Source organism: Mesorhizobium huakuii, from assembly GCF_014189455.1.
Taxonomy (GTDB): Bacteria; Pseudomonadota; Alphaproteobacteria; order Rhizobiales; family Rhizobiaceae; genus Mesorhizobium; species Mesorhizobium huakuii_A.
This window is the reverse complement of the sequence record NZ_CP050296.1, coordinates 3,047,719-3,073,500: the sequence shown is the minus strand read 5'-3', so window position 1 is coordinate 3,073,500 and position 25,782 is coordinate 3,047,719. Positions and strand designations below refer to the sequence as shown.

Sequence of the window (25,782 nt, the reverse complement as noted above, 5' to 3'; positions counted from 1 at the left end):
GCGGTCCGCGCCTGAGCGCGGGCCGCACTTGCGTTTCGAGCTGGCGAGAACAGGGAACCGCATGAACCAGCATATTACGGCATCCCGGGAGATTGCCGATCCGACCCACGCTAGGCCCGACGCGTCGCAAGACGTGGTGCGGCTTGTCGACCTGAAGCGCCGCTTTGGTGCCACGCCGGCGATCGATGGCATCTCGCTGACGGTGCGCAAGGGCGAGATCCTCGGCATTATCGGCCGCAGCGGCGCCGGCAAGTCGACGCTGATCCGCTGCCTGAACGGGCTGGAGCGGCCGGATTCCGGCGAGGTGTTTATCGAGGGCCGCGAGATCAGCCGGCTCGGCGAGCGCGACCTGCAGCCGCTGCGGCGGCGCATCGGTATGATCTTCCAGCATTTCAATCTGCTGTCGGCCAAGACGGTCGAGGAGAATGTGGCGCTGCCGCTGAAGATCGAGGGCCGCCCAAAGGCCGAGCGGCTGGCGCGGGCGGCAGAGCTGCTTGAGCTTGTCGGGCTGTCGGAGAAAGCCAAGGCCTATCCGGCATCCTTGTCGGGTGGGCAGAAGCAGCGCGTCGGCATCGCCAGGGCGCTCGCCGCGCGGCCGGCGCTGCTTTTGTCTGATGAAGCGACCTCGGCACTCGACCCGGAGACGACGCGCTCCATTCTGGCACTGCTCAAGGATATCAACCGGCAGCTTGGCCTGACCATCCTTTTGATCACCCATGAGATGGAGGTGATCCGCTCGATCGCCGACCGCGTGGCGGTGATCGATGCCGGGCGCATCGTCGAGCAAGGACCGGTCTGGTCGGTGTTCGCCGATCCGCAGTCGGACATCACCAAAAGCCTGCTCGGCGCCATCCGCCCGCAACTGCCGGCCGAACTGGCGGCAAGGCTGCTGCCGGCTTCCGGAGCCGAGACGATCCTGCGCATCGACGTTGCCGGCGAAGCCGCAAGCGGGCCGCTGCTTTCCGACCTTGCTACTTCTGTTCCAGGCGCCTTCCGCCTCGTCCATGGCGGCATCGATCATATCCAGCAACAGCCGGTCGGCACGCTGTTTCTCTCCGTTCCCGGCAGCGAGGCTAGCCATCTCGCTGAAATCATCACATTCCTGAAGGCCCGCCAGGCGCGGGTGGAGGTGCTTGGCCATGTCGCCAATCCTGTTTGAGCTTCTGCTGCGGTCGATCTGGGAGACGGTGCTGATGACGGCCGCCTCCGGCCTGATCTCGCTGGTCTTCGGCCTGCCGCTTGGGCTGGCCTTGATATCAACCGAACGCGGCGGCATTGCCGAAAACCTGTGGGTCAACCGCGCGCTCGCCGCAATTATCAACGGCTTCCGCTCGGTGCCGTTCATCATCCTGCTGGTGGCGCTGATTCCGCTGACACGGCTGATCGTCGGCACCTCGATCGGCACCTGGGCCGCCATCGTGCCGCTGTCGATCGCCGCCACGCCCTACTACGCGCGCATCGCCGAAGTGTCGCTGCGCGAGGTCGACCATGGGCTGATCGAGGCGGCGCGGGCCATGGGCGGCAACCGCTGGACGATCATCCGCGAGGTGCTGGTGCCCGAGGCGCTCCCCGGCATCGTTGCCGGCTTTACCGTGACGCTGGTGACGCTGATCGGCGCCTCGGCCATGGCTGGCGCGATCGGCGCCGGCGGCTTGGGCGATCTCGCTATACGGTACGGCTATCAGCGGTTCGAGACGTCGGTGATGGTGGCGGTGGTGATCGTGCTGATTGTTTTGGTCTGCGGCATCCAGTGGGTGGGGGATCGGCTGGTGGCGAGGTTGGACCGGCGAGGGTGACGGCGAGCTAGGCGATGATGTCTTCGATGAGAGCCTGTAGTGGTGCTTCGGACCCACTGAAACTGTCAATCATAGCCTGGATCACCCGGTCACGGTCGAGGATATCGGCGTTGAACGTGAAGCCTGCGTGCTCGGCGAGCATGGCAAGGAATGTGAGCTGGGTACGGCCATTGCCTTCACGAAATGGGTGAACGGCATTGATCTCGGCGATGATGTGCGCCAGATGCTTCGCAAAGCTGACTCTGTCAAGATCAGCCAGGTGGTCGGGATTGCCGAGTTCGCGGAACACCCGCGCCATCTCACTGGCTATGTGTTCGGGATAACAGAACCAACTGCCGGCCTTGCCGATGCGGATCGTGCGCGCCTGACCCGCCCAGCCATATACATCCTGGAACAAGTGCCGGTGCAGGCTGAGGTAGTGAACGTAGTCGAGTTCGCCTGCCGGAAGAGGCTCATCGGCGCGAGTCAGGAACAGGGCGAGCTCGACCTCATCAAGCTCGGCCTGGTCGCTGACGTCCAGCAGATTGATAAGCACCGTCGTGCCGGGATAGCAGAGCGGATCGAATTCGGCGGCATAGATCAACGTCTATTTCTTTTTGCGGATTTCTTCCTTGATGAGCGAACGCCGTTCATCACCGGACAGTCCGCGCCGCACGCCCTGGCTAAGTATTTCACCCATGCGGGGGAGACAGCTTCATCCCTTCCACAGCGCTGATTTTCTCACCGCGCACGCTCGTCAGAACGAACTGGCCTGTCTTGGCGGAACGGACGATTCTTGAACTCGGAGACTTCATTGGGAGATCTTATCATAAGCTCGGAGGCGAGGCCAAAACGATTCCCGGCAAGCCAAGCTAGCCCCGCAACCTCGCCCCCTCCGGATCGAAGAACGGCATCGGCGCGACCACCGCGCGGGTCGGCACGCCGTCAATATCGACGCTTAGTTCTGTGCCTATCCCCGTGAAAGGCAGGCGCAGATGCGCGGTCGCCAGCACCTTGCCGAGTGAATAGCCGTGATCGCTGTAGGTGACAATGCCGGCATCCTCGCCTTCGGCCAGCACACGCGCATCCGTTGCCGCTGGTTTGTCGCCGTCGACGATCAGGCCGGTCCAGCGCTCGTCGAGGCCCTTGTCGCGGATTTTGAGCAGCGCCTCACGGCCGATGAAATCGCCCTTGTCGAACTTGATCCAGCGGTCGAGACCGACATGGAACGGTGTGCGGGTCTCGTCCATGTCGATGCCATGCGCCGGATAGGCTTTTTCCAGGCCAAGCGTGAACATCGCCAGCACGCCATAGGGTTTCAGGCCGAAGTCCTTGCCGGCCCGCATCAGTGCATCCCAGACGGAGGCTGCCTCGTCGGCCGGCACGAAGAGTTCGAAGCCGAGTTCACCGGTCACGCCGGTGCGCGAGATCAGCACCCTTGTGCCATTGATCTGGCCTGAGGTGAACGCCCAGCGCTTCAAGCCGTCTAGGTCGGCCTCTGCGACCAGCGCCTTCAACAATTCGCGCGAGCGCGGGCCCTGAATGGTGGGGAAGGCGACGGCGGCGGTGATGTCGGTGACATAGGCTTTTCGCCCTCCGGCATGGTGCTGCAGCCAAGGCAGCATCTTCAGGCGGTTGACCGAACCGGTGACCAGCATGAAATGCTCCGGTCCTAGCCGGAACACGGTGAGGTCGTCCATGATGCCGCCGTCCTCGCGGCAGACGGTGGAATAGCGGACCTGGCCCGGTTTCATCGCCGCGGCATCGTTGACGATGACAAGGTTGACCAGCGCCTCGGCGTCCGGCCCCTTGATGTCCATCTTGCCCATGGTGCTGAGATCCTGCACGCCGACATTTGCGCGCGTGTTCAGGTGCTCGTCGGCGATGCCGGAATAGTACTTGGCCGAGATGAAATCGCCGCCGACCCGACCCATGGTCGCGCCGAGCCCGACAATGCTGCTGTAAAAGGGGGAACGCCGCTCAGCCAAGAAGATCTCCATCATGTATTTGCTGTGCAGAGACCGTTTCGAAATTCGCTCTGGCGAGCCATATGTTGGTGGTTTCGAGAACCGGAGCGCAGCGGACGTTCAGGTCCGTGAGCACCGGAAGCGCAGAAAACGCCTTCAGATGGCCGCCAGAGTAGAATTTCCAAACGGTCTCAGTTGCCGTAGACGTCGAAGGCAAAGTATTTGTCGTTGATTTCCTTGTATTTTCCGCTGGCGCGCAAGGCGTCGATGGCGGCATTGAACTTATCCGCCAGTTCCTTGTTGCCCTTCTGCAGGGCGATGCCGACGCCGGGGCCGTGGATGACCGGATCGGCGGTCAGCGTGCCGAGCAACTTGCAGCAGGCGCCGTCGGGCTTCTTCAGCCATTCGGTCAGGATGATCGAGCCGTCCATCATCGCGTCGAGGCGGCCATTGGCCATGTCGGTGCGGGCGTCGTCACCGGTCGGATAGGCCTTGACGGTCGAGCCCGCATATTTCTGCTCGGCGAATTTCTGGTGGATGGTGGCGGTCTGCACGCCGAGCGCCTTGCCCTTCAAATCGTCCGGCGAGGTGCCGGCGATGGTCGAATCCTTCGGCACCGCGATGGCCGGCGGCGTCTGGTAGTATTTGTGGGTGAACTCCACCTTCTCGGCCCGCTCCGGCGTGATGGTGATGTTGATGATGGCGTCGAACTTGCCGGCCTGGAGTGCGGGGATAGAGCCGTCGAAATCCTGGACATTGAATTCGCATTCGGCCTTCATTTCGGCGCACAGCGCCTTGCCGAGATCGATGTCGAAGCCGCCCAGCGTGCCGTCGGCACTGGCGTAGTTGAAGGGCGGATAGGCGCCCTCGGTGCCGATCCTGAGCTTGTCCTGGGCGCTGGCAGCGCCGGTGGCAATCGTGAGGGCGACGGAAGCGGCAAGCACGAAACGACCGAAAAGACGCATGTTCCAGATCCCGTTGAGGACGAGAAGTCTACGGGCTTTCGTGCCTCCGGCGGAGACGGAAGCGACATGTCATGCGGCGATCACGGCGCGGCGGGTGGTCCGCGCCATAGGAGGGCGTTAGCCAGCGCGGTGCTTGTCCGTTGCCTCCCGGTCAACGGTGAGATCGCCCGCCGACAGGACAACGCCGAATTTTTGGCTGGCTTCCTCTGCGGTGTAGTATCCCAGCGCCACATCGCGCTGCACTTGATCGGCATCACGCTCGCGCGGATCGCCATAGCCGCCACCGCCCGGTGTGCCCACGCGGACGCGGTCGCCGGCCTTCAGCGGGATGTCCTGCTCCTTGGACAGATGCGGCGGCACGTGTTCCTCGCCGTTGCGGAACACGGTCACCGTGTTGACCGCGCCATCGCCGCCGCCGAGCGCGCCTTGCGGGCCGAAACGACCGTGATCCATGACGAAGGAGGCCCGGGCATCGCCGCGCAGGATCTCGACCTCATAGGCGAGCCCAAAGCCGCCGCGATGCTTGCCGGCGCCTCCCGAGCCTTCGCGCAAGGCATAGTGGCGGTAGAGCACCGGAAAGGCCTGTTCCATGATCTCGACTGGCGGCGATTTCGAAATGCCGATGGTCGAGCAGCCATTGGTCAGGCCGTCATGGCCCGAATTGCCGCCATAGCCGCCGCCGGAGATCTGGTACATGACATAGTCGCGGCCACGTGCCGGATCGTTGCCGCCAAGCGCGAAATTGCCGCTGGAGCCGGCGGGTGCTGCTGTCACCTTGTCCGGCAACGCCTGCACCATCGCTGCGAACACCGCCTCGGCGATGCGCTGCGAGACTTCGGCCGCACAGCCCGACACGGGACGCGGGTACTTGGCGTCCAGGAAGGTGCCTTCCGGCCGCTTGACGATCAGCGGCTCGAAAGCGCCGGCACTGATCGGCACATCCGGAAAGATGTGGCGCATGGCGAGGTAGACCGAGGACAGCGTCGTCGCCAGCACGCTGTTCATCGGCCCGGCGCAGGGTTTTGACGAGCCGGAGAAATCGAAGGTCAGAGTATCGCCCTGCTTCTCCACCGCGAGGGCGATGGTCAGCGGCTCGTTGATCACCCCGTCGGAATCGACAAAGGCCTTGGAGCGATAGGTGCCGTCGGGAATGGCCGCGATGTTGGCGCGCATCTGCTCGGCGGCGCGACGGCGCAGTTCGGCGATTGCCTCCACAACCGTTTCATCTCCGTAACGATCCAAGATTCCATTGAGCCGGTCCTGGCCGATCAGCAGCGCGGCGGCCTGCGCCCTGATGTCGCCAATGCGCTGGTCGGCGACGCGGATGTTGGAGCAGATGATGGCGTAGATCTCGGGATCGAGCACGCCCTTCTTGAACAGTTTCACCGGCGGCAGCCGCAGGCCTTCCTGTTCGACCGCGGTCGCGGAGGCCGAGAAGCCGCCCGGCACCGAGCCGCCAATGTCCGGCCAATGGCCGGTGTTGGACAGCCAGCAGAAGATCTTGCCGTCCCGGTAGACCGGCATGGCGAAGCGCACATCCATCAGATGCGTGCCGCCGAGATAGGGGTCGTTGACGATGTAGATGTCGCCGGGCTCAGGGGCCAGGCAGCGACCGTCGGCGATCATCTCGATCACCGTTTTTGTCGAATATTGCATGACGCCGACGAACACCGGCAGGCCCTGGCTTCCCTGTGCGATCAGCGAGCCGTCGACGGCCGAATAGATGCCGTCGGAGCGGTCATTGGCTTCCGCAATGACCGGGGAGAAGGCGGCGCGGGAGAATGTCAGGTCCATCTCGTCGCAGACCTGCTGCAAAGCAGCCTGGAGGACCGAAAGCGTGATGGCGTCGAGTTTCATTCTCAGGCCTCGCCAATGTCGATGATGATGTTGCCGTCGGCATCCGATCTTGCGCGGTCGCCGGGTTCGAGCACGGTGGTGGCGTCCATCTGTTCGAGGATCGCCGGGCCGTCGATGACGGCATCGAGCGGCAGTTTTTCGCGAGCATACACCGGCGTGTCGTGCCACTGGCCCGCGTACCAGACCGGCCGGATCTCGCGCCTTGCCTCTTCGAGCGTCTTGGCGCGCCCGGCCGGGTCGATCAGCCGCGACAGGTCGATCGCCGGCCTGACGCCGGTGACCGATGTGTTGAGGTTGACGAGGTTGGCGCGGATTTCCGGCAGCTCGACCTTGAAACGGGCGAAATAGGCCTTTTCGAACAGGGCTTGCAGTTCCTGCCGTGTCACGGACGAAGACGGCAGCGGCACGTTGATGATGTGGGTCTGGCCGACGAACTGCATGTCGGCGGAGTGGGTGACGCGGATCGTCTGCGGCTTCACCGCTTCCTTGGCGATCAGCTCCTCGCCTTCGTTTCGGTGCCGTTCCAATACGGAGTGGAGCTGGGATTCATCGAGCACAGCCACCGGCTGGTTGATGGTGTTGACGAAGTCGTGCCGCAGATCGGCGACGACGCAGCCGAGCGCGTTGGTGATGCCCGGCCGCGCCGGCACCAGCACACGCGGCAGACCGAGTTCACGCGCCAGTGCGGTGGCATGCAGCGGCCCGGCGCCGCCAAAGGCGAACAGCGCGAAATCGCGTGGATCATGGCCGCGCGACACCGAGACCATGCGGATGGCGCCGGCCATCTTCATGTTGCCGAGCCGCAGAACCGCACCCGCAGCCTCGACGCCGGACAGGCCGGTCGGTTTGCCGATCTTGTCCGCGAAAATGCCGGTGACGCGCTCTGACGTGACCGGGTTTTCAACCGCCAGCAGCTTCTTCGGCGCCAGCCGGCCGAGCACTAGGTTGGCGTCGGTGATGGTCGGCTCCAGCCCGCCGCGGCCATAGCAGATCGGGCCGGGATTGGCGCCGGCGCTTTCCGGGCCGATCTGGATCAGGCCGGCCGCGTCGACGCGGGCGATCGACCCGCCGCCGGCGCCGACCGTGTGCACCGCCACCATCGGCACATGGATGGGCATCGCGTATTCGATCTCGATCTCGTTCGACACCGCCGGCTCGGCGTTGCGGATCAGGGCCACGTCGGTCGAGGTGCCGCCCATGTCGTAGGTGACGAGGTTTTCGAAACCGGCGCGCTTGCCGGTATAGGCGGCGGCAATCACCCCGGAGGCCGGGCCGGACATCACCGTCTTGGCCGACTCACGTGTGACGAAGCGGGCCGAGATCATGCCGCCATTGCCGTTCATGATCAGGAAGTCGCGGGCATAGCCTTTTGCCGCCAGTTCCTTGCGCAGCCGCTCGACATAGCGCTCGAGGATCGGCTGCACCGAGGCGTTGACCGAGGCAGTGACGCCACGCTCGAATTCGCGCGCTTCCGACAGCAGCGCATGGCCCGTGGTGATGTAGCTGTTCGGCCAGAGTTCGACGGCGATCTCGGCGGCGCGCCGCTCATGCGAAGGGTTGGCGTAGGAATGCAGGAAATGGATGACGAGGGATTCGCAGCCGGCCGCAATGAGCGCCCTAACCGCCTCGCGCATTTCGGCTTCGTCGAGCGGCGTGCGCACGGTTCCGGATGCCTCGACGCGCTCCGACACTTCGAGCCTGAGATTGCGCGGGATGATCGGGACGAAACTGCCGGTCATGCCATAGGGTTGCGGCCGTGTGCGCCGGCCAAGCTCGATCACGTCGCGAAAGCCGCGCGTGGTGATCATGCCGGTCTTGGCCAGCCGGCGCTCCAGCACCGCATTGGTGGTGGTGGTCGTGCCATGCACGATGAGGTCGATGCCGTCGATCGCAAATCCGGTGGCGCCAAGTGCTGAAACCACGCCGAAGGCCTGGTTGTCGACCGTCGTCGGCGTCTTGGCGATATGCACCTTGCCGCCGTCCTTGCCGTCGATCAGAAGCAGGTCGGTGAAGGTCCCGCCGACATCGATGCCGGCAACAACATTTCCCTGGGAATGGCGCGCTTGCGCGGGAAAATTCTCTTTCATCGTCGAAACCCGAAACGCTGGGACTACGGATATGCGTCAGTTTGGAAAGGTGTTTTAAGGTAGCATCTTGACGCAAATATCGTTTGTATACTAATAAATTCCGGACACAAGAGCTTACCGCTTTGGAGTGTGCGAACAGCACGCCGGGACCTGAACGGGCCGGGCGCGCAGGTGAAAGTTTGGCGCCCGCGTCCCTTGTTGGGCCAGAAAGTTGGATTTGATGAACACCACATCCGCTCTCGACACCGCCGGCGCCCGCCCGCTGCAGTTTCCGATTCCGGCGAATGTCTATGCCGAGACCGTCGTCTCGGTGAAGCACTACACCGACCGGCTGTTCTCGTTCCGCATCACCCGTCCGCAGTCGCTGCGCTTCCGCTCCGGCGAGTTCGTCATGATCGGCCTGCCCAATGCCGAGAAGCCGGTGTTCCGCGCCTATTCGGTGGCGAGCCCGGCCTGGGACGAAGAGCTGGAATTCTTCTCGATCAAGGTGCCGGACGGCCCGCTGACCTCGGAACTGCAGAAGATCCAAGTCGGCGACACCGTTATCATGCGTCAGAAGTCGACCGGCACGCTGGTGGTCGACGCGCTGACCCCGGCCAAGCGGCTGTTCATGATTTCGACCGGCACCGGCATCGCGCCCTTCGCCAGCCTGCTGCGCGACCCCGACACCTACGAAAAGTTCGATCAGCTGATCCTGACGCATACCTGCCGCGACAATGCCGAGCTGACCTACGGCCAGGAATTGGTGGCGGCGCTGGAAAGCGATCCGCTGATCGGTGAGCTGACCACCGGGCGCGTCACGCTCTACAATTCGACGACCCGTGAAGAATCGGCCCGCATGGGCCGAATCACCGCGCTGATCGGCTCGGGCAAGTTCTACGCCGACCTCGGCATCGAGAAGCTCAATCCGGAAACGGACCGCATCATGATCTGCGGCTCTATGCATATGCTGAAGGACGTCAAGGAACTCGCCGAAAGCCTCGGCTTCCAGGAAGGCTCGCTCAGCCATCCCGCGACTTTCGTCGTCGAGCGCGCCTTCGTCGGCTGAGCCGGACGCCGACACCTCGAACCTGCATTTTGACCATGCGGTCAAAAACTAGCTGCTTTTGCGGCCTTTTTCAGCTATCCCTCGCTTGAGGACTCGTGAAGCACGACTTCACGGGCTATCTTTGTTCGCGCCGGGAAACGACGCGCACCAAGACATAAGCGCAAGTCGCTGAATGAAAGGGCAGGAGATGAGCAGCACAATCCGCGAAGCCGATCTTGGCACCAAGGTGACGCCCCTGCCGGCGCGCGCCGCCGCCAACACCCCCGTACCGCTGGACCATCGCATCGCGCGCAATCCGGGCATGAAACTCGACCTCGGCTTCATGGAATCGGTGCGCAGCGTCAACCGCTCGGCGCTGGAACGCCGGGTCGCCAGCCTAACCAAGCGGCGCTCGATCAAGGCCGACAACCAGGCGGCATGGCTGCTGCGCGCCGTCGCCTGCATGGACCTGACGACGCTGAACTCCAACGACACCGAGGAGCGCGTGCGCCGGCTCTGCGCCAAAGCGATCAATCCGTTCCGCCGCGACATCGTCGAAGGGCTCGGCATTGCGGGCGAGACCATCCGGCCAGCCGTTGTCTGCGTCTACCATCCCTTCGTCGCCACCGCGGTGGACGCCGTGCGCGGCACCGGCATTCATGTCGCCGCCGTCTCCACTGCCTTTCCGCATGGGCTGGCGCCGCTGTCGACCCGCCTGCAGGAGATCGAGGCCTCGGTGCGCGACGGCGCCGACGAGATCGACGTCGTCATTCCGCGCGGGCTGGTGTTCGGCGCCAAATGGCGGGAGCTTTACAACGAGATCGTCTCGATGCGCGCCGCCTGCGGCGACGCGCATCTGAAAGTCATTCTGGGCACCGGCGACCTTGCCACTTTGCGCAATGTCATGCTGGCCTCGATGGTGGCGATGATGGCGGGCGCCGACTTCATCAAGACCTCGACCGGCAAGGAAAGCGTCAATGCGACGCTGCCCGTCGGGCTGGCCATGGTGCGCGCCATCAGGGCGTATTTCGAGGAAACCGGCTATCTCATCGGTTTCAAGCCGGCCGGCGGCATTTCCACGGCAAAGGCCTCGCTCGATTGGCTTGTGCTGATGAAGGAGGAGCTCGGCCGGCCGTGGCTGGAGCCGGAGCTGTTCCGCTTCGGCGCTTCAAGCCTGCTGACCGACATTGAGCGGCAGCTTGAGCATCATCTGACCGGGCACTATTCGGCCAATCACCGCCACGCAATGGCTTGAGCACCCAATTACCCCCACCCCGATCGGCTTCGCTGATCGACCCTCCCCACAAGGGGGAGGGTAAAGGAGGCACCTTATGAATATTCTCGACCGCTATCACGCCATGGAGTACGGCCCGGCGCCGGAAGCCCGCAACGAGGCCGATGCGTGGCTCGCCGCACGCGATTTCGGCAAGGCACTGTTCATCGACGGCGGCTGGAAAGCCGCGAGCGGCGGCAAGACCTTCGACACCAGCGAGCCGTCTTCCGGCAAGCTGCTGGCCAAGGTGTCCGACGCCAGTGCGGCCGATATCGACGCAGCGGTTGCGGCCGCCACCAAGGCGCTGCCGAAATGGAGCGCCAGTTCAGACTACACCAGAGCAAAAGTGCTCTACGCGATCGGCCGCGCCATGCAGCGGCATCAGCGCCTGTTCGCCGTGCTTGAGACAATCGACAATGGCAAGCCGATCCGCGAAAGCCGCGACATCGACGTGCCCCTGGCGATCCGCCATTTCATCCATCATGCCGGCTGGGCGCAGGCGCTGGACAAGGATTTTCCCGGGCACAAGGGCGTCGGCGTCGTCGGCCAGATCATCCCGTGGAATTTCCCGCTGCTGATGCTGGCCTGGAAGATCGCGCCGGCACTGGCCGCCGGCTGCACGGTGGTGCTGAAACCGGCCGAATTCACGCCGCTGACCGCCATCCTGTTCGCCGAGATCTGCGAACGCGCGGGCGTGCCGAAGGGCGTCGTCAACATTGTCCACGGCGGACCGGAAGCGGGCGCTGCCATCGTCAACCATGCCGGTATCCAGAAGATTGCCTTCACCGGCTCTTCGGAAGTCGGCAAGATCATCCGCAAGGCCACCGCCGGCTCGGGCAAGAAATTGTCGCTGGAACTCGGCGGCAAGTCGGCCTTCATCGTCTTCGAGGATGCCGATCTCGACAGCGCAGTCGAAGGCCTGGTCGACGGCATCTGGTTCAACCAGGGCCAGGTCTGCTGCGCCGGCTCGCGGCTCTTGGTGCAGGAAGGCATTGCCGAAGCCTTGATCGCCAAGGTCAAGACGCGTATGAGCCGGCTGCGCGTCGGCAGCCCGCTCGACAAGAACACCGATATCGGCCCGCTGGTCGACATCACACAGCTCGACCGAGTCAAGGGCCTGGTCGCCGAGGGCGCGAAGCAGGGCGCCGTCTGCTGGCAGCCGGATGCGGCGCTGCCGTCTTCCGGCTACTACCATCTGCCGACGCTCGCCACCGGTGTTTCGCCGGCTAACATTCTGGCGCAAGAGGAAGTCTTTGGCCCCGTTCTGGCGACCATGACCTTCCGCAACACCGAGGAAGCGATCGAGCTTGCCAACAACACGCGCTACGGCCTTGCGGCGAGCGTGTGGAGCGAGAATATCAACCTCGCTCTGCATGTCGCGCCGCAGTTGAAGGCCGGTGTCGTCTGGGTCAACGGCACCAACATGTTCGACGCCGCCTGCGGTTTTGGCGGCTACCGCGAAAGCGGCTTCGGGCGCGAGGGCGGGCGCGAGGGCATGTTCGAATATCTCACGGCAAAGCTGCCGCTCGGCCCGGTCATCAAGCCGGCGGTGGTTTCGGCGCAACCTGTCGAGCAGGCTGACGGCGCGGCCATCGACCGCACCGCAAAACTGTTCATCGGCGGCAAGCAGGTGCGGCCGGACGGCAATTATTCGCTGGCGGTCGCAACAGCCAAGGGCAAGCTCGCCGGCGAAGTCGGCTTTGGCAGCCGCAAGGACATCCGTGATGCTGTTTCGGCCGCCCGCGCCTGCAAGGCCTGGCCGGAAGCGACCGCCTACAACCGGTCCCAGGTGCTCTACTATCTGGCCGAGAACCTTTCCGGCCGCGCGAGTGAATTCGCCACCCGCCTGACCGAGCTGACCGGCGCTGCGCCCAAGGCCGCGCGGGAAGAAGTCGACCAAACGATCGAACGGCTGTTCCTCTATGCCGGCCTTGCCGACAAGTTCGAGGGCCGCGTGCACCAGCCGCCGGCGCGTGCGGTGACGCTGGCGCTGCACGAGCCGGTCGGGGTCGTCGGCATCGTCGCACCCGACGCCTCGCCGCTGCTTGGCCTGATCTCGCTCATTGCGCCGGCGCTGGCCATGGGCAACACGGTGGTCGCGGTGCCGTCCGAGCGTTATCCGCTGCTCGCCACCGATCTCTATCAGGTGATCGAATATTCCGACGTTCCGGCCGGCGCCATCAACATTGTCACCGGCCGCACGGCAGAGCTTGCCGGCGTGCTGGCCAAGCATGACGATGTCGACGGGCTCTGGGTGTTCGCCGATGCCGAGACCTGCGCCAAGGCGGAAGCCGAGTCCATCGGCAACCTCAAGCGCGTCTGGAGCGGCAATGGCCGCAGCCTCGACTGGGCGTCCGACGAGGCGGCTGGCGATGCCTTCCTGCGCCGCGCCATCGAGGTGAAGAATGTCTGGGTGCCTTACGGCGACTGACATTTCAGGGCTGTCGCAATGGTGATCGTGTTCGGGCTTGACGCCCGAACGCATGTTCTTTAACGAGAAAAAACATCTTTATCAGTGAACTGGCTGCGACACAGGCCGCACAATCGAGCCTGACTGGCACATGACGCCTTCGCCGGCCGCCGATAAAGGCAGTTGACCCAAGCTGACGAGGAAAAACATGGCGGATCTGGCAGGCAAGGTCGTTGTCATCACGGCAGCGGCGCAAGGCATCGGCAAGGCGAGCGCGCTGGCCTTCGCCAAGACTGGGGCCACCGTCCACGCCACCGATATCAACGAGACGCTTCTCGCCGAACTCGCCAAGACGCCAGGGATCAAGACCCGCAAGCTCGATGTGTTGAACGACGAGGCCGTGAACGCCGCCTTCGCCGAGATCGGCCGCGTCGACGTGCTGTTCAACTGCGCCGGCTTCGTCCATTCCGGCTCGATCCTCGAGATGAAGGATGGCGATCTCGATTTCGCCTTCAACCTCAATGTCCGCGCCATGATCCGCACCATACGTGCGGTGCTGCCCGGCATGCTGGAGCGCGGCGATGGATCGATCATCAACATGTCTTCGGTCGCCGGCGCCGGCAAAGGCGTGCCGAACCGCTTCGCCTATGGCGTCACCAAGGCCGCGGTCATCGGCCTGACCAAGGCGATTGCCGCCGACTATGTCAGCAAGGGCATACGCTGCAACGCCATCTGCCCGGGCACGGTCGAGAGCCCGTCGCTGCAGGACCGCATGCACGCGCAAGGCGACTATGAGGCCGCCCGCGCCGCCTTCATCGCCCGCCAGCCGATGGGCCGGCTCGGCACGCCTGAGGAAATCGCCGATCTCGCCGTCTATCTGGCCGGCGCCACCTATACGTCCGGACAGGCCTATAATATCGACGGCGGCTGGTCGATCTGAACCAATCTGACTGAGGAGAGATTCTATGAAACTGCTGCGCTATGGCGAAGCCGGGAGCGAACGTCCCGGCCTGCTCGATGCGGATGGAACGATCCGCGATCTCTCCGCCCATGTCGCCGACATTGCCGGCACCACGCTTCATCCGGCCTCGCTGGAGATGCTGGGCAAGCTTGATCCGAAGTCGCTGCCTGTGGTTTCCGGCAAGCCTCGCCTCGGCGCCTGCGTCGCCGGCACCGGCAAGTTCATCTGCATCGGTCTCAACTATTCCGACCACGCCGCCGAAACCGGCGCCACCGTGCCGCCGGAACCGATCATCTTCATGAAGGCAAGCTCGGCCATTGTCGGCCCGGATGACGACGTGCTGATCCCGCGCGGTTCTGAAAAGACCGACTGGGAAGTCGAACTCGCCGTGGTGATCGGCAAGACGGCAAAATATGTCAGTGAAGCCGACGCGCTCGACTATGTCGCCGGCTATGCCGTCGCCCATGACGTGTCCGAGCGCGCCTTCCAGGCCGAGCGCCAGGGCCAGTGGACCAAGGGCAAGAGCTGTGACACGTTCGGCCCGACCGGCCCGTGGCTGGTGACCAAGGATGAGGTCGCCGACCCGCAGAACCTCAAAATGTGGCTGACCGTCAACGGCAAGACCATGCAGAACGGCTCGACCAAAACCATGGTCTATGGCGTGAAATATCTGGTTTCCTATCTCAGCCAGTTCATGTCGCTGCATCCCGGCGACATTATTTCGACAGGCACGCCGCCCGGCGTCGGCCTCGGCATGAAGCCGCCGGTGTTTTTGAAGGCTGGCGATGTGGTGGAACTGGGCATCGAGGGCCTGGGCCAGCAGAAGCAGACGTTCAAGGCGGATTTGTAGGCGGCAGCTCTTACCTTCTCCCCCTGTGGGAGAAGGTGGCCTCGCGAAGCGAGGTCGGATGAGGGGTGCGCGAAGGATCTCTGCTTTGCGGAAGTAAGCGCTTATAATCCTTCGATCTTTTCACGCCTCACTCCGCTGGAACACCCCTCATCCGTCTCGGCGCTGCGCGCCGATCCACCTTCTCCCACAAGGGGAGAAGGGAAGAAGCGTTGGTGCCGCGCTACTTCAGCACCTTCCCATCCGCGCCAAACCGATAGGTCTTCGCCGGATCCGGCGTCGCATAGAGCGTCGCGCCGGGCTCGGCGTCATAGACGCCAAAAATTCGCACCGTGATCAGCCCGGCCTTCTCGCAGTCGAGGTAAAGGTTGGTGTCGGCGCCGAGATGCTCGGCATGCACCACGGTGCCCTTCCAGCTGCCGGATTTCGTGTCGACCGTCAGATGCTCGGGCCGCACGCCGATGGTCTTGGCCGTCTCGCCGAGCCTGGCGCCGTCGATGAAATTCATCTTCGGCGAGCCGATGAAGCCGGCGACGAACTCGTTTGCCGGCGCATTGTAGAGCTCCATCGGGCCGCCAATCTGCTCGATGCGGCCGGCATTCAGCACGACGATCTTGTCGGCCAGCGTCATCGCCTCGACCTGGTCGTGGGTGACGTAGATCATCGTTGCCTTCAGCCGGCGGTGCAGCTGCGCGATCTCCAGCCGGGTGTTGACGCGCAGTGCGGCGTCAAGGTTCGACAGCGGCTCGTCGAACAGGAACAGTTTTGGCTCGCGCACCACGGCGCGGCCAATGGCGACGCGCTGGCGCTGGCCGCCGGAAAGTTCGGCCGGCCGCCTTTCGAGATATGGCTCCAGCGACAGCATCGAGGAGGCGATACCGATGCGTCGGTCGATCTCTGGGGCGGGCGTGCCGGCCTGCTTCAGGCCGAGGCCCATATTGTTCTTCACCGTCAGATGCGGGTAGAGCGCATAGGTCTGGAACACCATGGCGATGCCGCGCTTGGCCGGCGGCGTGGCGGAGACATCCGCGCCGTCGATGACCACCCGGCCCGAGGTCGAATCCTCCAGGCCGGCAATGACCCTGAGCAAGGTCGACTTGCCGCAGCCGGAAGGGCCAACGAAGACGACGAATTCGCCATCGTTCACTTCGAGGTTGATGCCCTTCAGCACCTCGACCGGCCCAAAGGCCTTCTTAACATTCTCAATCTTCAGCGAGCCCACGGCTTCGTTCCTGTCGTTAGAGTTTGACGGCTGCGCCGCTGCGCACGCTCTCGTCGGCTGCGAGGCAGACGGCGAGCGACTTGACCGCGTCGTCCATGTGTTTGGTGAGATCCAGATCCTCGCGGATCGCCTTCAGCACGAAGGCCTGTTCGAGATCGCAGAGGTCCTGATGGCCGGGTTCGCCTGCCATCGACAGCATTTCATCTTGCTTGACGAATTTGCCGTCCGGGCCGGTCGCCGCGCTGTGCAGGCGGATGGTCGAGGTCTTGGTGTGGGTGTCGATGTCATCCGATTTCACGCCCTCTTTCATGACGATCGACACGCAGCCATTCGGCGAGATCACGTCCTTCACGAAGAAGGCGGTTTCGGAAATCATCGGACCCCAGCCGGCTTCGTACCAGCCGACGGAGCCGTCATCGAACAGCACCTGCAGATGGCCGTAATTGTACATCGTTGGCGCGACCTCGTCGGTCAGCCGCAGCCCCATCCCGCGCACCTCGACCGGCCTGGAGTCGGTGATCTGCAGCATGACGTCGAGATAGTGGACACCGCAGTCGACGATCGGCGAGGTCGTCTGCATCAGCTGCTTGTGCGTCTCCCAGGTGTGGCCCGAGGATTGCTGGTTGAGATTCATGCGGAAGACGTAGGGGCCGCCGAGTTTGCGCGCCTCGGCGATCAGCCTGATCCAGGAGGGGTGATGGCGCAGGATGTAGCCGATCACCAGTTTCTTGCCATTGGCCTTGGCCGCCGCGACGACGCGCTCGGCGTCGGCTACGGTCGTTGCCAGCGGCTTTTCGACAAAGACATGGCAGCCGGCCTCGAACGCCTTGACCGCATAGTCGGCATGGCTGTCGGAATAGGTGGCGATGCAGGCGACATCGGGTTTTTCGTCGCGCAGCACCTCATCGAAGGACCGCCTGATGCCATAGCCCGACAGGCCTTCCGGCAGCGGCACGTCGGAGCGGTTGATGAGGGCTGCGATCTCGAAGCCCGGATTGGCGTGATAGGCCAGCGCATGGCTGCGGCCCATATTGCCGAGCCCGGCGACGACGACACGAAGAGGGGGTCTGCGAACTCACTTGACGGCTCCGGAAGTAATGCCGCGGATCAGTTGCCGCGAGAAGATGACGTAGAGGATCAGCACCGGCATGATCGCCAGCGACAGTGCTGCCAGGATGGCGTTCCAGTTGGTGACGAACTGGCCGAGGAAGAGCTGCGCGCCGAGCGTCACCGTCTTGGTTTCTTCCGACGGCGCCAGGATCAGCGGGAACCACAGATCGTTCCAGATCGGGATCATGGTGAAGACGGCGACCGTCGCCATCGATGGCCTGACCAGCGGCAGCACCAGCCGGAAGAAGATGGTGTATTCCGACAGGCCGTCGATGCGGCCGGCGTTCTTCAGGTCGTCGGACACCTGCTTCATGAATTCCGACAGGATGAAGACGGCCAGCGGCAGGCCTTGCGCGGTGTAGACCAGGATCAGCGCCGTCAGCGTGTTGACCAGCCCACTCGCCACCATCAATTGCAGGATGGCGACGGTGCCCAGCCGGATCGGGATCATGATGCCGAGCGCCAGATAGAGGCCCATCAGCGTGTTGCCGCGAAAACGGTATTCCGACAGGGCAAAGGCGGCCATAGCGCCGAACAACAGCACGAAGAACAGCGAGGCGACGGTGACGACGAGGCTGTTCTGGAAATAGTGGATGAAGTCGCCCTGGCCGATGACGGTGGTGTAGCCGATCAGGTCGAATGTCCCGGGCGTCGGCGGCGTCAATGGCGCGCCGAAGATGCCGGCACGGGACTTGAACGAGTTCATGATGACCAGGATCACCGGAAACAGCGCGATCGCCGTGTAGGTCAACAGGATCGCGTGGGCGCCGATGGTGCGGGGCAGCGAACGGGTGGCGGTGCTCATCTCTTGCCCCTCAGAACTGGTAGCGACGCAGGCGCGTCTGGACGAGGAAGAGGTAGACGCAGACGCCGCCGAGGATGATAAGGAACATCATCGTGGCGATCGCCGCGCCCATATTGGGATCGCCGACCTGCAGCTGGAAGCCGAAGAAGGCGCGGTAGAGGAAGGTGCCGAGAATATCGGTCGAATAATTCGGCCCGGCGAGCGCCCCTTGCGCGGTGTAGATCAGGTCGAAGGCATTGAAATTGCCGACGAAGGTGAGGATCGAGATGATGCCGATCGACGGCAGGATCAGCGGCAGCTTGATCTTCCAGAACTGCGACAGGCCGGTGATGCCGTCACACTCAGCCGCTTCGATCACCTCTTCAGGGATCGACAGGAGGGCGGCGTAGATCAGCATCATCGGGATGCCGACGAACTGCCACACCGAGATCAGGCTGAGCGCGGTCAGCGCGTATTGTTCCTTGCCGAGCCATGGTGTGAACAGGCTTTTCAGGCCGACCAGATCCATCATATGCGGCGCCACGCCCCAGAGCGGCGACAGGATCAGCTTCCAGGCGAAGCCGACGATGACGAAGGACAGGATGGTGGGCACGAAGATCGCCGTGCGGTAGAAGGCGGCGAATCTCAGTCTCGGGCTGGACAGAAGGGCGGCCAGCATGACGCCGATCGGGTTTTGCACCAGCATGTGGATGATGAAGAACCAGACGTTGTTGCGCAGCGCATTCCAGAAATTCACCGACCAGTTGGGATCGCCGAACAGGGTGCGGAAATTGTCCAGACCGACGAAGACCTGGTGCTGTTCGATGTTGCGGAACAGCGACAGCTGCAGCGTGCCGGCGAGTGGCAGGATCATGATCGCCGTATAGACAAGCCCGGCCGGCGCCAGGAAGATGCCGATGTGCCAGCGGAACGGTCTTTTCGGTCGTATTTCTGCGGCCATGAGTTCGTCCCCGCCGTCTCTCGGTTCCAAAGGGTGTCGATGCTAGATGATGCCTCGATGCACGGCCCAGACATCCTTGCCCGGTACGGCAAGAACAAAGGCCTGCGACTGATCAGCTAGCCTTCCCCAAGACGAACAAGGGTAAGGCCGCGAGGCGGTGCCGACAATCGCTATCTGAATGGGCTTGTTCTGAAAGCCAGGGTATCCGGAACCGGCCAGGCATGCGCCCAGCCGGCTCCGTTGCCTGAGCTCTTACTTCGCCGGCTTGTACCAGCTGTCGAGACCGGTCTGCAGCTTCTTGGCCGCGGCTTCCGGCGTGTCGGTGCCGTTGATGACGTTGGCCGATTCAACCCACGTCTCGTTTTCGAGGTTCGGCGTGCCGCGCGACAGGATCTGGTAGGTCGAACGGATCGTCGACTTGCACTTGCCGCGCCAGGAGACGAATTCCTGCGCCAGCGGGTCTGCCATCTTCACCGGCGCGGAGTTCAGGCTGAAGAAGCCCGGCAGCGCGTTGGCGTAGATGGTGGCGAAGTCCGGCGAGGCCACCCAGGACAGGAAGGTCTTGGCGGCGTCGGCGTTCTTCGATGCTGCATTCAGGCCCATGCCGATATCGGTATGGTCGGAGATGTAGCAGGTGTCGCCGGCCTTCTCGACCGGCGGCGGGAAGGCGCCCATCTTGAACTGCGCCTGGGTGTTGAACAGGCCGATTTCCCACGAGCCGGCCGGATAGATTGCGGCGCGGCCGAGCGTGAACAGGTTCTGGCTGTCCGGATAGGTCTGGGCTTCAAAACCGTCGCCGAGATACGGCTTCCACTTGGCCAGTTCCTCATAGGGAGCGACCCAGTCCTTGTCGGTCAGCTTCTGATCACCCTTGATCAGCGCCGCGCGGCCGTCCTCGCCCTTCCAGTAGTTGGGGCCGATGTTCTGGTAGCCCATGGTCGCGGCTTCCCAAAGATCCTTGGTGCCCATGGCCATCGGGATGTAGGTGCCGTCGGCCTTGATCTTGTCGAGCGCGGCGAAGAACTCGTCACGGGTCGTCGGCACCTTGATGCCGAGCTTGTCGAAGGCGTCCTTGTTGTAGATGAAGCCGTGGATGACGGAGGCCATCGGCACGCAGAAGCTCGCCTTGCCGTCGTCGGTCTGCCAGGCGGACTTGGCGACCGGCGAGAAGTTCTCCATGCCGGGCAGCGCCGAGGAGGTCGGCGAGGTTGCCCTTCTTGTAGAGTTCAAGCGACTTGTCGAACGGGCGGCAGGTGATCAGGTCGCCCGCCGAGCCAGCGGCGAGCTTGGCACCGAGTGCGGCGTCATATTCGGTCGGCGCCGAGGGTGCGAACACCACCTTGATGCCGGGGTTCTTGGCTTCGAAAGCCGGGATCAGCTTGTCCTTCCAGATGGACAGGTCGTCGCCGCGCCAGCTTTCGATGTTGAGCGTTACGTCCGCGGCAGAAGCCATCCCGGCCGAGCCGAGAATGCTGGTGCCCAGAAGCAGTGCCGTCAGTAGTTTCGTTGTCATGCTCAGTCTCCCTGTTGACCTTTTTCAGGTTCGGTTTTGATGAGAACAGAGGCTTTTGACCCCTTGCTCCCCTCGATCGCGGAAAGCGCCGGCCGCAATTTGTGGCCGGTTCCTTCCAGCAGTTTCTCGGCCGCATCGGCGCTGTCGGCACCGGCGGCGAGCAGAATGGCGGTCTTGACCGCGCCGCCGCTCTTTTCGAGCAGACGGGCTGCATCGTCCGTGCTGCGCCCGCTGACGGCGGCGACGATGCGCGCTGCGCGGTCGCGCAGCTTGATGTTGTCGGCCATCAGATTGACCATGTAGCCGTCATGGACATGGCCGAGATGGACGGCGGTCAAGGTCGACAGCATGTTGAGCGCGATCTTCTGCGCGGTGCCGGCGCCCATGCGCGTCGAGCCGGCGATCACTTCCGGCGGTGTTTCGAGCAGGATGGCGGTTTCCGCCTGGCGAAGCAGAGCAGAATCCCGGTTGTTGGCGATGCCGATGGTGGCCGCACCGCGGCGAGCGGCTTCCTCGATGGCGCACACGGCATAGGGCGTGGTGCCGCTGGCGGAAAGGGCGATCAGGCAATCGCCCGCACCGATGCCGGCATTGGCGACGGCAGTCGCGGCCTCCTCGGTGTCATCCTCGGGGCCGCCGGCCAGTGTCTTGAAAGCCTCGTCGCCGCCGGCGACCAGGATGGCGATGCGGTCGCGCTGAATGCCGAAGGTGCCGGGCAATTCCAGGGCGTCGGCCAGCGCCATCAGGCCGGAGCTGCCGGCCGCTGCATAGGCAAGCTTGCCGCCGCTGCGCAACCGGGCGGCGATGATCTCGGCGGCTTTGGCGATGGCGGGGATGGCGTTGCGGACGGCCTTGGCGGCTTCGATCTGCGCATCGGCCAGCGAAACAAGGATGGCTTCCGGAGCCTGGATATCCAGCCCCTCGGCATTCCTGTGAAGCGCTTCGGTGCGCGTTTCAGCCATCCGTGTTCCTCCAATACCAGAACAATACCAAAAAAATACCACTTGTCCACATGCATTAACGAATTCGCGCGCAGGAAATCGCTGAGCCGACGAAATGTGCAGATTTTTCAATAAAATACGGCTTAATCTTTTTGAAACGGAAATTAACTCTTGGCTATTGGTATTTTATTGGTATTATCCGCCCGGAGGAGAAATCGCGTGAAATTCGTGCTCGGTATCGATGGCGGCGGCACCAGCTGCAGGGCCGCCCTGGCAACAGTGGACGGCGCTGTCATTGGCCGCGCCAAAAGCGGCGCCGCAAACATCCGAACCGACCTCACCGGGGCGCGCTCGAACATTGTCGACGCCGCGCGGCAGGCATTCATCGCCGCCGGGCAAGATCCCGAACTGATCCCGCAGACACCGGCCATTCTCGGCCTTGCCGGCGCCAATGTCGGCACTTACCGGCAGCAGCTCGAAGCCATCCTGCCGTTCAGCATCAGCCGCGTCGAGACCGACGCCGAGATCGCGCTTGAAGGCGCCGTCGGCTCCGGTGACGGCGCCATGGCCATCCTCGGCACCGGCACCGCCTATATGGCGCGCAAGAACGGCAAATCGCGCGCCATTGGCGGCTGGGGGTTCCAGGTCGGCGATCAGGGCAGCGGCGCCCGCATCGGCCGCGACCTACTGGAACAGACGCTGCTTGCCTATGATGGTGTGCGCGCGGCTTCGTCCCTGACCGACGCCATGATGGCCACCTTCCGCAACAATCCCGAAGACGTGGTCGAATTCACCACCAATGCCAAGCCCGGCGATTTCGGCGGCTTCGCGCCCAAAGTGTTCGAGCACGCCGAAAAGGGCGATGCCGTCGCCAACTGGATCGTCGACAAGGCGGTCAGCGATGTCGAAGCCTCGCTTGGCGCGCTCGGCCTTCCGGATGATGCGCCGCTTTGTCTGCTCGGCGGACTGGCACCGCTTTATGCGCCGCGCCTGTCGGCACGCTACCAGGCGCTGCTGAAGCCGCCGCTCGACGACGCGCTGGGCGGGGCGGTGCAGATGGCGGCGCGGCTGTTCGCCAAACCAGCGGAGGCGGCTCGATGAGCGACGCCGCCGACCAGATCTTCGCCACGCTGAAGCAATCCTCGCAAAGCGGCGCCCCGCTCTATCTGCAATTGCGCAAAAGCATCGAGGACGCCGTCAATCGCGGCCTGATCGGTCCGGGCGACGCGCTGCCTTCGGAGCGCGACATCGCCACCAAGGCCGACATTTCGCGCGTCACCGTGCGCAAGGCGGTGCAGGACCTGGTCAAGGGCGGCATCCTGGTGCAGCGCCACGGCTCCGGCACCTTCGTGGCGCCGCGCATGGAGCGCGTCGAGCAATCGCTGTCGCGTCTGACCTCGTTTACCGAAGACATGGCGCGGCGCGGCATGGCGGTGCGGTCGGCCTGGCTCGATCGTGGCCTCTACGCGCCCTCGCCCGACGAGATGATGGTGCTTGGCCTGTCGTCGAGCGAACTGGTGGCGCGCGTGGCGCGCCTGCGCATCGCCAACGACACGCCGCTGGCGATCGAACGCGCCTCGCTGTCGGCCAGCGTGCTGCCCGACCCGGCGGGCATCGGTTCCTCGCTCTATGCGGCGCTGGAATTGACCGGCAACCGGCCGGTGCGGGCGGTGCAGCGCATATCGGCCGCCAATCTCGGCGACAGCGATGCGCGCCTGCTCGAAGTGCCGCCGGGCATTGCCGGCCTGCACATCGAACGCATTTCCTATCTGGCGAGCGGCAAGGTGATCGAATTCACCCGCTCCATCTACCGGGGCGACGCCTATGATTTCGTCGCCGAACTGCGGCTGACAGGGCCGAGCGAAGAGGGCCGACCATGATCTCCAACACCACCCATATGCAGCGCGAGATCGAGGAGATCCCGCAGGCCGTCGCCCGTCTGCTCGACGGTTCCGGCGCCGTGCTGGCGGAAGCCGGGCGCGGCATTCGCGAGCGCGACCCGCAGTTTGTCGTCACCGTGGCGCGCGGTTCGTCCGACCATGCGGCGACCTTCATGAAATACGCCGTCGAACTGACCGCGGGCCTCGCCGTCGCTTCGGTCGGCCCCTCCATCGCCTCCATCTATGGCCGTAAACTCCGGCTCGGCGGCTCGGCGTGTCTCGCGATCTCGCAGTCGGGCAAGAGCCCCGACATCGTCGCCATGGCCGAAACCGCACGCGCCGGCGGCGCGCTGACCGTCGCCGTTACCAACACCGCCGATTCGCCGCTGGCGCGGGCCTCGGACTATGCGATCGACATATTGGCCGGGCCCGAGCGCAGCGTCGCGGCTACCAAGACCTTCGTCAATTCCGCCGTCGCCGGTCTCGCCTTGATGGCGCATTCCACCGGCGACGAGGCACTTCTGGCAGCGCTGGCGCGCTTGCCCGAGCATTTCGGCAAGGCGATTGCCTGCGATTGGATGAGCCTGCTCGCTGAAACGATCGAGAAGCAGAAGTCGCTGTTCATCCTTGGCCGCGGACCGTCGGCGGCGATGGCCAACGAGGCGGCGCTGAAGTTCAAGGAAACCTGCGGCATGCATGCCGAGGCCTACAGCGCGGCCGAAGTCATGCATGGCCCGCTGGCGCTGATCGGCCCCGATTTTCCGGTGCTGGCGCTGGCCGCGCGCGATGCGTCCGAACCGTCCGTCGCCGAAGCGGCCGACGGGCTGGCGGCCAAGGGGGCACCGGTGTTCGTCACATCGGCGCTTGCCAACCGCGCCACGCGGCTGCCGCATGTCGCCACCGGTCACCCGCTGACCGACCCGCTGACGCTGATCGTCTCATTCTACGTGTTCGTCGAGGCCTTCGCGCGCCACCGCGGCCTCGATCCGGACACGCCGCGCAATCTTCGCAAGGTGACGGAGACGGTATGAGCGACCGTTTTGCCCTGACTGGCGCCCGCATATTTGATGGCGACGACTGGCATGAGGGCCACGCACTTGTCGTGCGCGACGGCCTCGTCGAGGCTATTTTGCCCACCGGCGCCATCCCCTCGGATATCCGCACCGTCGACACCGGCGGCGGCATGCTGGCGCCGGGCTTCGTCGACATCCAGGTCAATGGCGGTGGCGGCGTCATGCTCAACGACCATCCCGATGTCGCCTCGATCGAAACCATCTGCCGGGCGCATGCGCCCTTCGGCACGACGGCGCTGCTGGCGACGCTGATCACCGACACGCCCGCCATCACCGCTTCCGCCATCACCGCCGGCGAAGCCGCCACACTGCAAAACGTCCCTGGTTTCCTCGGCCTGCATCTCGAGGGCCCGCATCTGTCGATCGCGCGCAAGGGCGCGCATGATCCGGCGCTGATCCGGCCGATGACGGATGCCGATCAGGCGATGCTGATCGCGGCGCGGCAGAAACTGCCGGTGCTGCTCACCACGATCGCGCCGGAATCCGTGGAACCAGCCCGCGTTGCGGCCTTGGCCAAGGCCGGCATCATCGTCAGCCTCGGCCATTCCGACACGGGTTACGCGACGGCAAAAGCCTTCGCCGAAGCGGGTGCCAGCGTGGCTACCCATCTGTTCAACGCGATGAGCCAGATCGGCAACCGCGAGCCTGGCCTCGTCGGTGCGGCCATCGACATCGGCACCTTGTCCGCCGGGCTGATCGCCGACGGCATCCATGTCCATCCCGCAAGCATCAGGATCGCGCTCGACGCCAAACAGGGACCGGGCAAGATCGTGCTGGTCTCAGACGCGATGGCGACGATCGGCACCGACATGACTTCGTTCACGCTCAACGGCCGCACCATCTACCGCAAGGACGGGAGTCTCAGGCTTGCCGACGGCACGCTGGCGGGCGCCGATCTCGACATGATCTCGGCCGTGCGTTTCATGCACAATGTCGTCGGCGTCGATCTGTCCGAAGCCTTGCGCATGGCCTCGCTCTATCCGGCGCAGGCGATCGGCCAGTCGCACCGGCTTGGCCGCTTCGCCAACGGCACGGCCGCCGACATCGTTGCGCTGTCGGACGATCTTGGCATAGGAAGCGTCTGGATCGGCGGCGCCAAAGTGTTCGAGGCTGTCGCTCCGCACTGAGA

Annotated in this window: 21 protein-coding genes and 1 pseudogene; 11 read left to right on the top strand and 11 right to left on the bottom strand. The window is 64.1% G+C overall.

Going from position 1 to position 25,782, the window contains the following annotated elements; genetic code table 11:
- Nucleotides 1-61: 61 nt before the first annotated feature.
- Together HB778_RS15240 and HB778_RS15235 are read left to right on the top strand one after the other, a co-directional pair.
- Nucleotides 62-1,159 carry a methionine ABC transporter ATP-binding protein gene (locus tag HB778_RS15240; protein ID WP_183464585.1) on the top strand — a complete coding sequence of 366 codons (1,098 nt, stop codon included), beginning with the start codon at nucleotides 62-64 and terminating at the stop codon, nucleotides 1,157-1,159.
- A complete protein-coding gene (locus tag HB778_RS15235) occupies nucleotides 1,140-1,796 on the top strand; it encodes a methionine ABC transporter permease (protein ID WP_183464584.1) in 657 nt (218 codons plus the stop codon). The genes HB778_RS15240 and HB778_RS15235 overlap by 20 nt, the downstream gene beginning before the upstream one ends.
- A 7-nt stretch (nucleotides 1,797-1,803) precedes the next feature.
- Here the strand turns inward: HB778_RS15235 and HB778_RS15230 are convergent, their stop codons facing one another.
- From HB778_RS15230 to HB778_RS15210, 5 genes are all read right to left on the bottom strand, one after another.
- Complete coding sequence (locus HB778_RS15230; RefSeq protein WP_348524727.1) at nucleotides 1,804-2,379, bottom strand: Fic/DOC family protein; 576 nt, start codon at nucleotides 2,377-2,379, stop codon at nucleotides 1,804-1,806.
- 268 nt (nucleotides 2,380-2,647) lie between these two features.
- The gene (locus tag HB778_RS15225) at nucleotides 2,648-3,778 is read right to left on the bottom strand and encodes an aminomethyltransferase family protein (RefSeq protein ID WP_183464583.1); all 1,131 of its coding nucleotides are present in this window, start codon (nucleotides 3,776-3,778) and stop codon (nucleotides 2,648-2,650) included.
- A gap of 155 nt (nucleotides 3,779-3,933) precedes the next feature.
- Nucleotides 3,934-4,707, bottom strand: a complete 774-nt coding sequence (locus HB778_RS15220) for an ABC transporter substrate-binding protein (RefSeq protein ID WP_183464582.1) — start codon at nucleotides 4,705-4,707, stop codon at nucleotides 3,934-3,936.
- A 117-nt stretch (nucleotides 4,708-4,824) separates the two neighbouring features.
- Nucleotides 4,825-6,564 carry a hydantoinase B/oxoprolinase family protein gene (locus tag HB778_RS15215; RefSeq protein WP_183464581.1) on the bottom strand — a complete coding sequence of 580 codons (1,740 nt, stop codon included), beginning with the start codon at nucleotides 6,562-6,564 and terminating at the stop codon, nucleotides 4,825-4,827.
- Between the two features lie 2 nt (nucleotides 6,565-6,566).
- Nucleotides 6,567-8,651, bottom strand: coding sequence for a hydantoinase/oxoprolinase family protein (locus HB778_RS15210; RefSeq protein WP_183464580.1), 2,085 nt, complete (start codon nucleotides 8,649-8,651; stop codon nucleotides 6,567-6,569).
- 220 nt (nucleotides 8,652-8,871) lie between these two features.
- Here HB778_RS15210 and HB778_RS15205 point away from each other — a divergent pair, with 220 nt between their 5' ends.
- The 5 genes from HB778_RS15205 (at nucleotide 8,872) to HB778_RS15185 (ending at nucleotide 15,172) form a co-directional block, all read left to right on the top strand.
- Nucleotides 8,872-9,699 carry a ferredoxin--NADP reductase gene (locus tag HB778_RS15205; RefSeq protein WP_183464579.1) on the top strand — a complete coding sequence of 276 codons (828 nt, stop codon included), beginning with the start codon at nucleotides 8,872-8,874 and terminating at the stop codon, nucleotides 9,697-9,699.
- 187 nt (nucleotides 9,700-9,886) lie between these two features.
- On the top strand, nucleotides 9,887-10,933 hold the full coding sequence (deoC, locus tag HB778_RS15200) for a deoxyribose-phosphate aldolase (protein ID WP_183464578.1): 1,047 nt from the start codon (nucleotides 9,887-9,889) through the stop codon (nucleotides 10,931-10,933).
- A 76-nt stretch (nucleotides 10,934-11,009) separates the two neighbouring features.
- Nucleotides 11,010-13,382, top strand: coding sequence for an aldehyde dehydrogenase family protein (locus tag HB778_RS15195; protein ID WP_183464577.1), 2,373 nt, complete (start codon nucleotides 11,010-11,012; stop codon nucleotides 13,380-13,382).
- A gap of 187 nt (nucleotides 13,383-13,569) precedes the next feature.
- Complete coding sequence (locus HB778_RS15190; RefSeq protein WP_183464576.1) at nucleotides 13,570-14,301, top strand: SDR family oxidoreductase; 732 nt, start codon at nucleotides 13,570-13,572, stop codon at nucleotides 14,299-14,301.
- 25 nt (nucleotides 14,302-14,326) lie between these two features.
- Nucleotides 14,327-15,172, top strand: coding sequence for a fumarylacetoacetate hydrolase family protein (locus tag HB778_RS15185; RefSeq protein WP_183464575.1), 846 nt, complete (start codon nucleotides 14,327-14,329; stop codon nucleotides 15,170-15,172).
- 220 nt (nucleotides 15,173-15,392) lie between these two features.
- Here the strand turns inward: HB778_RS15185 and HB778_RS15180 are convergent, their stop codons facing one another.
- From HB778_RS15180 to HB778_RS15155, 6 genes and pseudogenes are all read right to left on the bottom strand, one after another.
- Nucleotides 15,393-16,391 carry an ABC transporter ATP-binding protein gene (locus HB778_RS15180; protein WP_183464574.1) on the bottom strand — a complete coding sequence of 333 codons (999 nt, stop codon included), beginning with the start codon at nucleotides 16,389-16,391 and terminating at the stop codon, nucleotides 15,393-15,395.
- A gap of 16 nt (nucleotides 16,392-16,407) precedes the next feature.
- Complete coding sequence (locus HB778_RS15175; RefSeq protein WP_183464573.1) at nucleotides 16,408-17,421, bottom strand: Gfo/Idh/MocA family protein; 1,014 nt, start codon at nucleotides 17,419-17,421, stop codon at nucleotides 16,408-16,410.
- Nucleotides 17,422-17,466: 45 nt separating this feature from the next.
- Entirely contained in the window at nucleotides 17,467-18,306 is an 840-nt protein-coding gene (locus HB778_RS15170) for a carbohydrate ABC transporter permease (RefSeq protein ID WP_111545303.1), read from the bottom strand.
- Between the two features lie 10 nt (nucleotides 18,307-18,316).
- On the bottom strand, nucleotides 18,317-19,246 hold the full coding sequence (locus tag HB778_RS15165; protein ID WP_183464572.1) for a carbohydrate ABC transporter permease: 930 nt from the start codon (nucleotides 19,244-19,246) through the stop codon (nucleotides 18,317-18,319).
- Between the two features lie 252 nt (nucleotides 19,247-19,498).
- A pseudogene (locus HB778_RS15160) lies at nucleotides 19,499-20,759 on the bottom strand (ABC transporter substrate-binding protein).
- Nucleotides 20,760-20,761: 2 nt separating this feature from the next.
- A complete protein-coding gene (locus tag HB778_RS15155; protein WP_183464571.1) occupies nucleotides 20,762-21,721 on the bottom strand; it encodes an N-acetylmuramic acid 6-phosphate etherase in 960 nt (319 codons plus the stop codon).
- A 198-nt stretch (nucleotides 21,722-21,919) separates the two neighbouring features.
- Here HB778_RS15155 and HB778_RS15150 point away from each other — a divergent pair, with 198 nt between their 5' ends.
- Genes HB778_RS15150 through nagA form a run of 4 tightly spaced genes read left to right on the top strand, consistent with a single transcriptional unit; the run spans nucleotide 21,920 to nucleotide 25,780 of the window.
- Complete coding sequence (locus tag HB778_RS15150) at nucleotides 21,920-22,801, top strand: N-acetylglucosamine kinase (protein ID WP_183464570.1); 882 nt, start codon at nucleotides 21,920-21,922, stop codon at nucleotides 22,799-22,801.
- Nucleotides 22,798-23,580, top strand: coding sequence for a GntR family transcriptional regulator (locus tag HB778_RS15145; protein ID WP_096452258.1), 783 nt, complete (start codon nucleotides 22,798-22,800; stop codon nucleotides 23,578-23,580). The genes HB778_RS15150 and HB778_RS15145 overlap by 4 nt, the downstream gene beginning before the upstream one ends.
- The gene (locus HB778_RS15140; RefSeq protein ID WP_183464569.1) at nucleotides 23,577-24,611 is read left to right on the top strand and encodes an SIS domain-containing protein; all 1,035 of its coding nucleotides are present in this window, start codon (nucleotides 23,577-23,579) and stop codon (nucleotides 24,609-24,611) included. The genes HB778_RS15145 and HB778_RS15140 overlap by 4 nt, the downstream gene beginning before the upstream one ends.
- Entirely contained in the window at nucleotides 24,608-25,780 is a 1,173-nt protein-coding gene (gene nagA / locus HB778_RS15135) for an N-acetylglucosamine-6-phosphate deacetylase (protein WP_183464568.1), read from the top strand. The genes HB778_RS15140 and nagA overlap by 4 nt, the downstream gene beginning before the upstream one ends.
- The last annotated feature ends 2 nt before the right edge of the window (nucleotides 25,781-25,782 follow it).

Excerpts from the sequence above, each read along its gene's own strand:
- HB778_RS15240 (WP_183464585.1), top strand. The coding sequence starts at position 62 with ATGAACCAGCATATTACGGCATCCCGGGAGATTGCCGATCCGACCCAC.
- HB778_RS15235 (WP_183464584.1), top strand. The coding sequence starts at position 1,140 with ATGTCGCCAATCCTGTTTGAGCTTCTGCTGCGGTCGATCTGGGAGACG.
- HB778_RS15225 (WP_183464583.1), bottom strand. The coding sequence starts at position 3,778 with ATGATGGAGATCTTCTTGGCTGAGCGGCGTTCCCCCTTTTACAGCAGC.
- HB778_RS15220 (WP_183464582.1), bottom strand. The coding sequence starts at position 4,707 with ATGCGTCTTTTCGGTCGTTTCGTGCTTGCCGCTTCCGTCGCCCTCACG.
- HB778_RS15215 (WP_183464581.1), bottom strand. The coding sequence starts at position 6,564 with ATGAAACTCGACGCCATCACGCTTTCGGTCCTCCAGGCTGCTTTGCAG.
- HB778_RS15210 (WP_183464580.1), bottom strand. The coding sequence starts at position 8,651 with ATGAAAGAGAATTTTCCCGCGCAAGCGCGCCATTCCCAGGGAAATGTT.
- HB778_RS15205 (WP_183464579.1), top strand. The coding sequence starts at position 8,872 with ATGAACACCACATCCGCTCTCGACACCGCCGGCGCCCGCCCGCTGCAG.
- deoC (WP_183464578.1), top strand. The coding sequence starts at position 9,887 with ATGAGCAGCACAATCCGCGAAGCCGATCTTGGCACCAAGGTGACGCCC.
- HB778_RS15195 (WP_183464577.1), top strand. The coding sequence starts at position 11,010 with ATGAATATTCTCGACCGCTATCACGCCATGGAGTACGGCCCGGCGCCG.
- HB778_RS15190 (WP_183464576.1), top strand. The coding sequence starts at position 13,570 with ATGGCGGATCTGGCAGGCAAGGTCGTTGTCATCACGGCAGCGGCGCAA.
- HB778_RS15185 (WP_183464575.1), top strand. The coding sequence starts at position 14,327 with ATGAAACTGCTGCGCTATGGCGAAGCCGGGAGCGAACGTCCCGGCCTG.
- HB778_RS15175 (WP_183464573.1), bottom strand. The coding sequence starts at position 17,421 with ATGGGCCGCAGCCATGCGCTGGCCTATCACGCCAATCCGGGCTTCGAG.
- HB778_RS15170 (WP_111545303.1), bottom strand. The coding sequence starts at position 18,306 with ATGAGCACCGCCACCCGTTCGCTGCCCCGCACCATCGGCGCCCACGCG.
- HB778_RS15165 (WP_183464572.1), bottom strand. The coding sequence starts at position 19,246 with ATGGCCGCAGAAATACGACCGAAAAGACCGTTCCGCTGGCACATCGGC.
- HB778_RS15155 (WP_183464571.1), bottom strand. The coding sequence starts at position 21,721 with ATGGCTGAAACGCGCACCGAAGCGCTTCACAGGAATGCCGAGGGGCTG.
- HB778_RS15145 (WP_096452258.1), top strand. The coding sequence starts at position 22,798 with ATGAGCGACGCCGCCGACCAGATCTTCGCCACGCTGAAGCAATCCTCG.
- HB778_RS15140 (WP_183464569.1), top strand. The coding sequence starts at position 23,577 with ATGATCTCCAACACCACCCATATGCAGCGCGAGATCGAGGAGATCCCG.
- nagA (WP_183464568.1), top strand. The coding sequence starts at position 24,608 with ATGAGCGACCGTTTTGCCCTGACTGGCGCCCGCATATTTGATGGCGAC.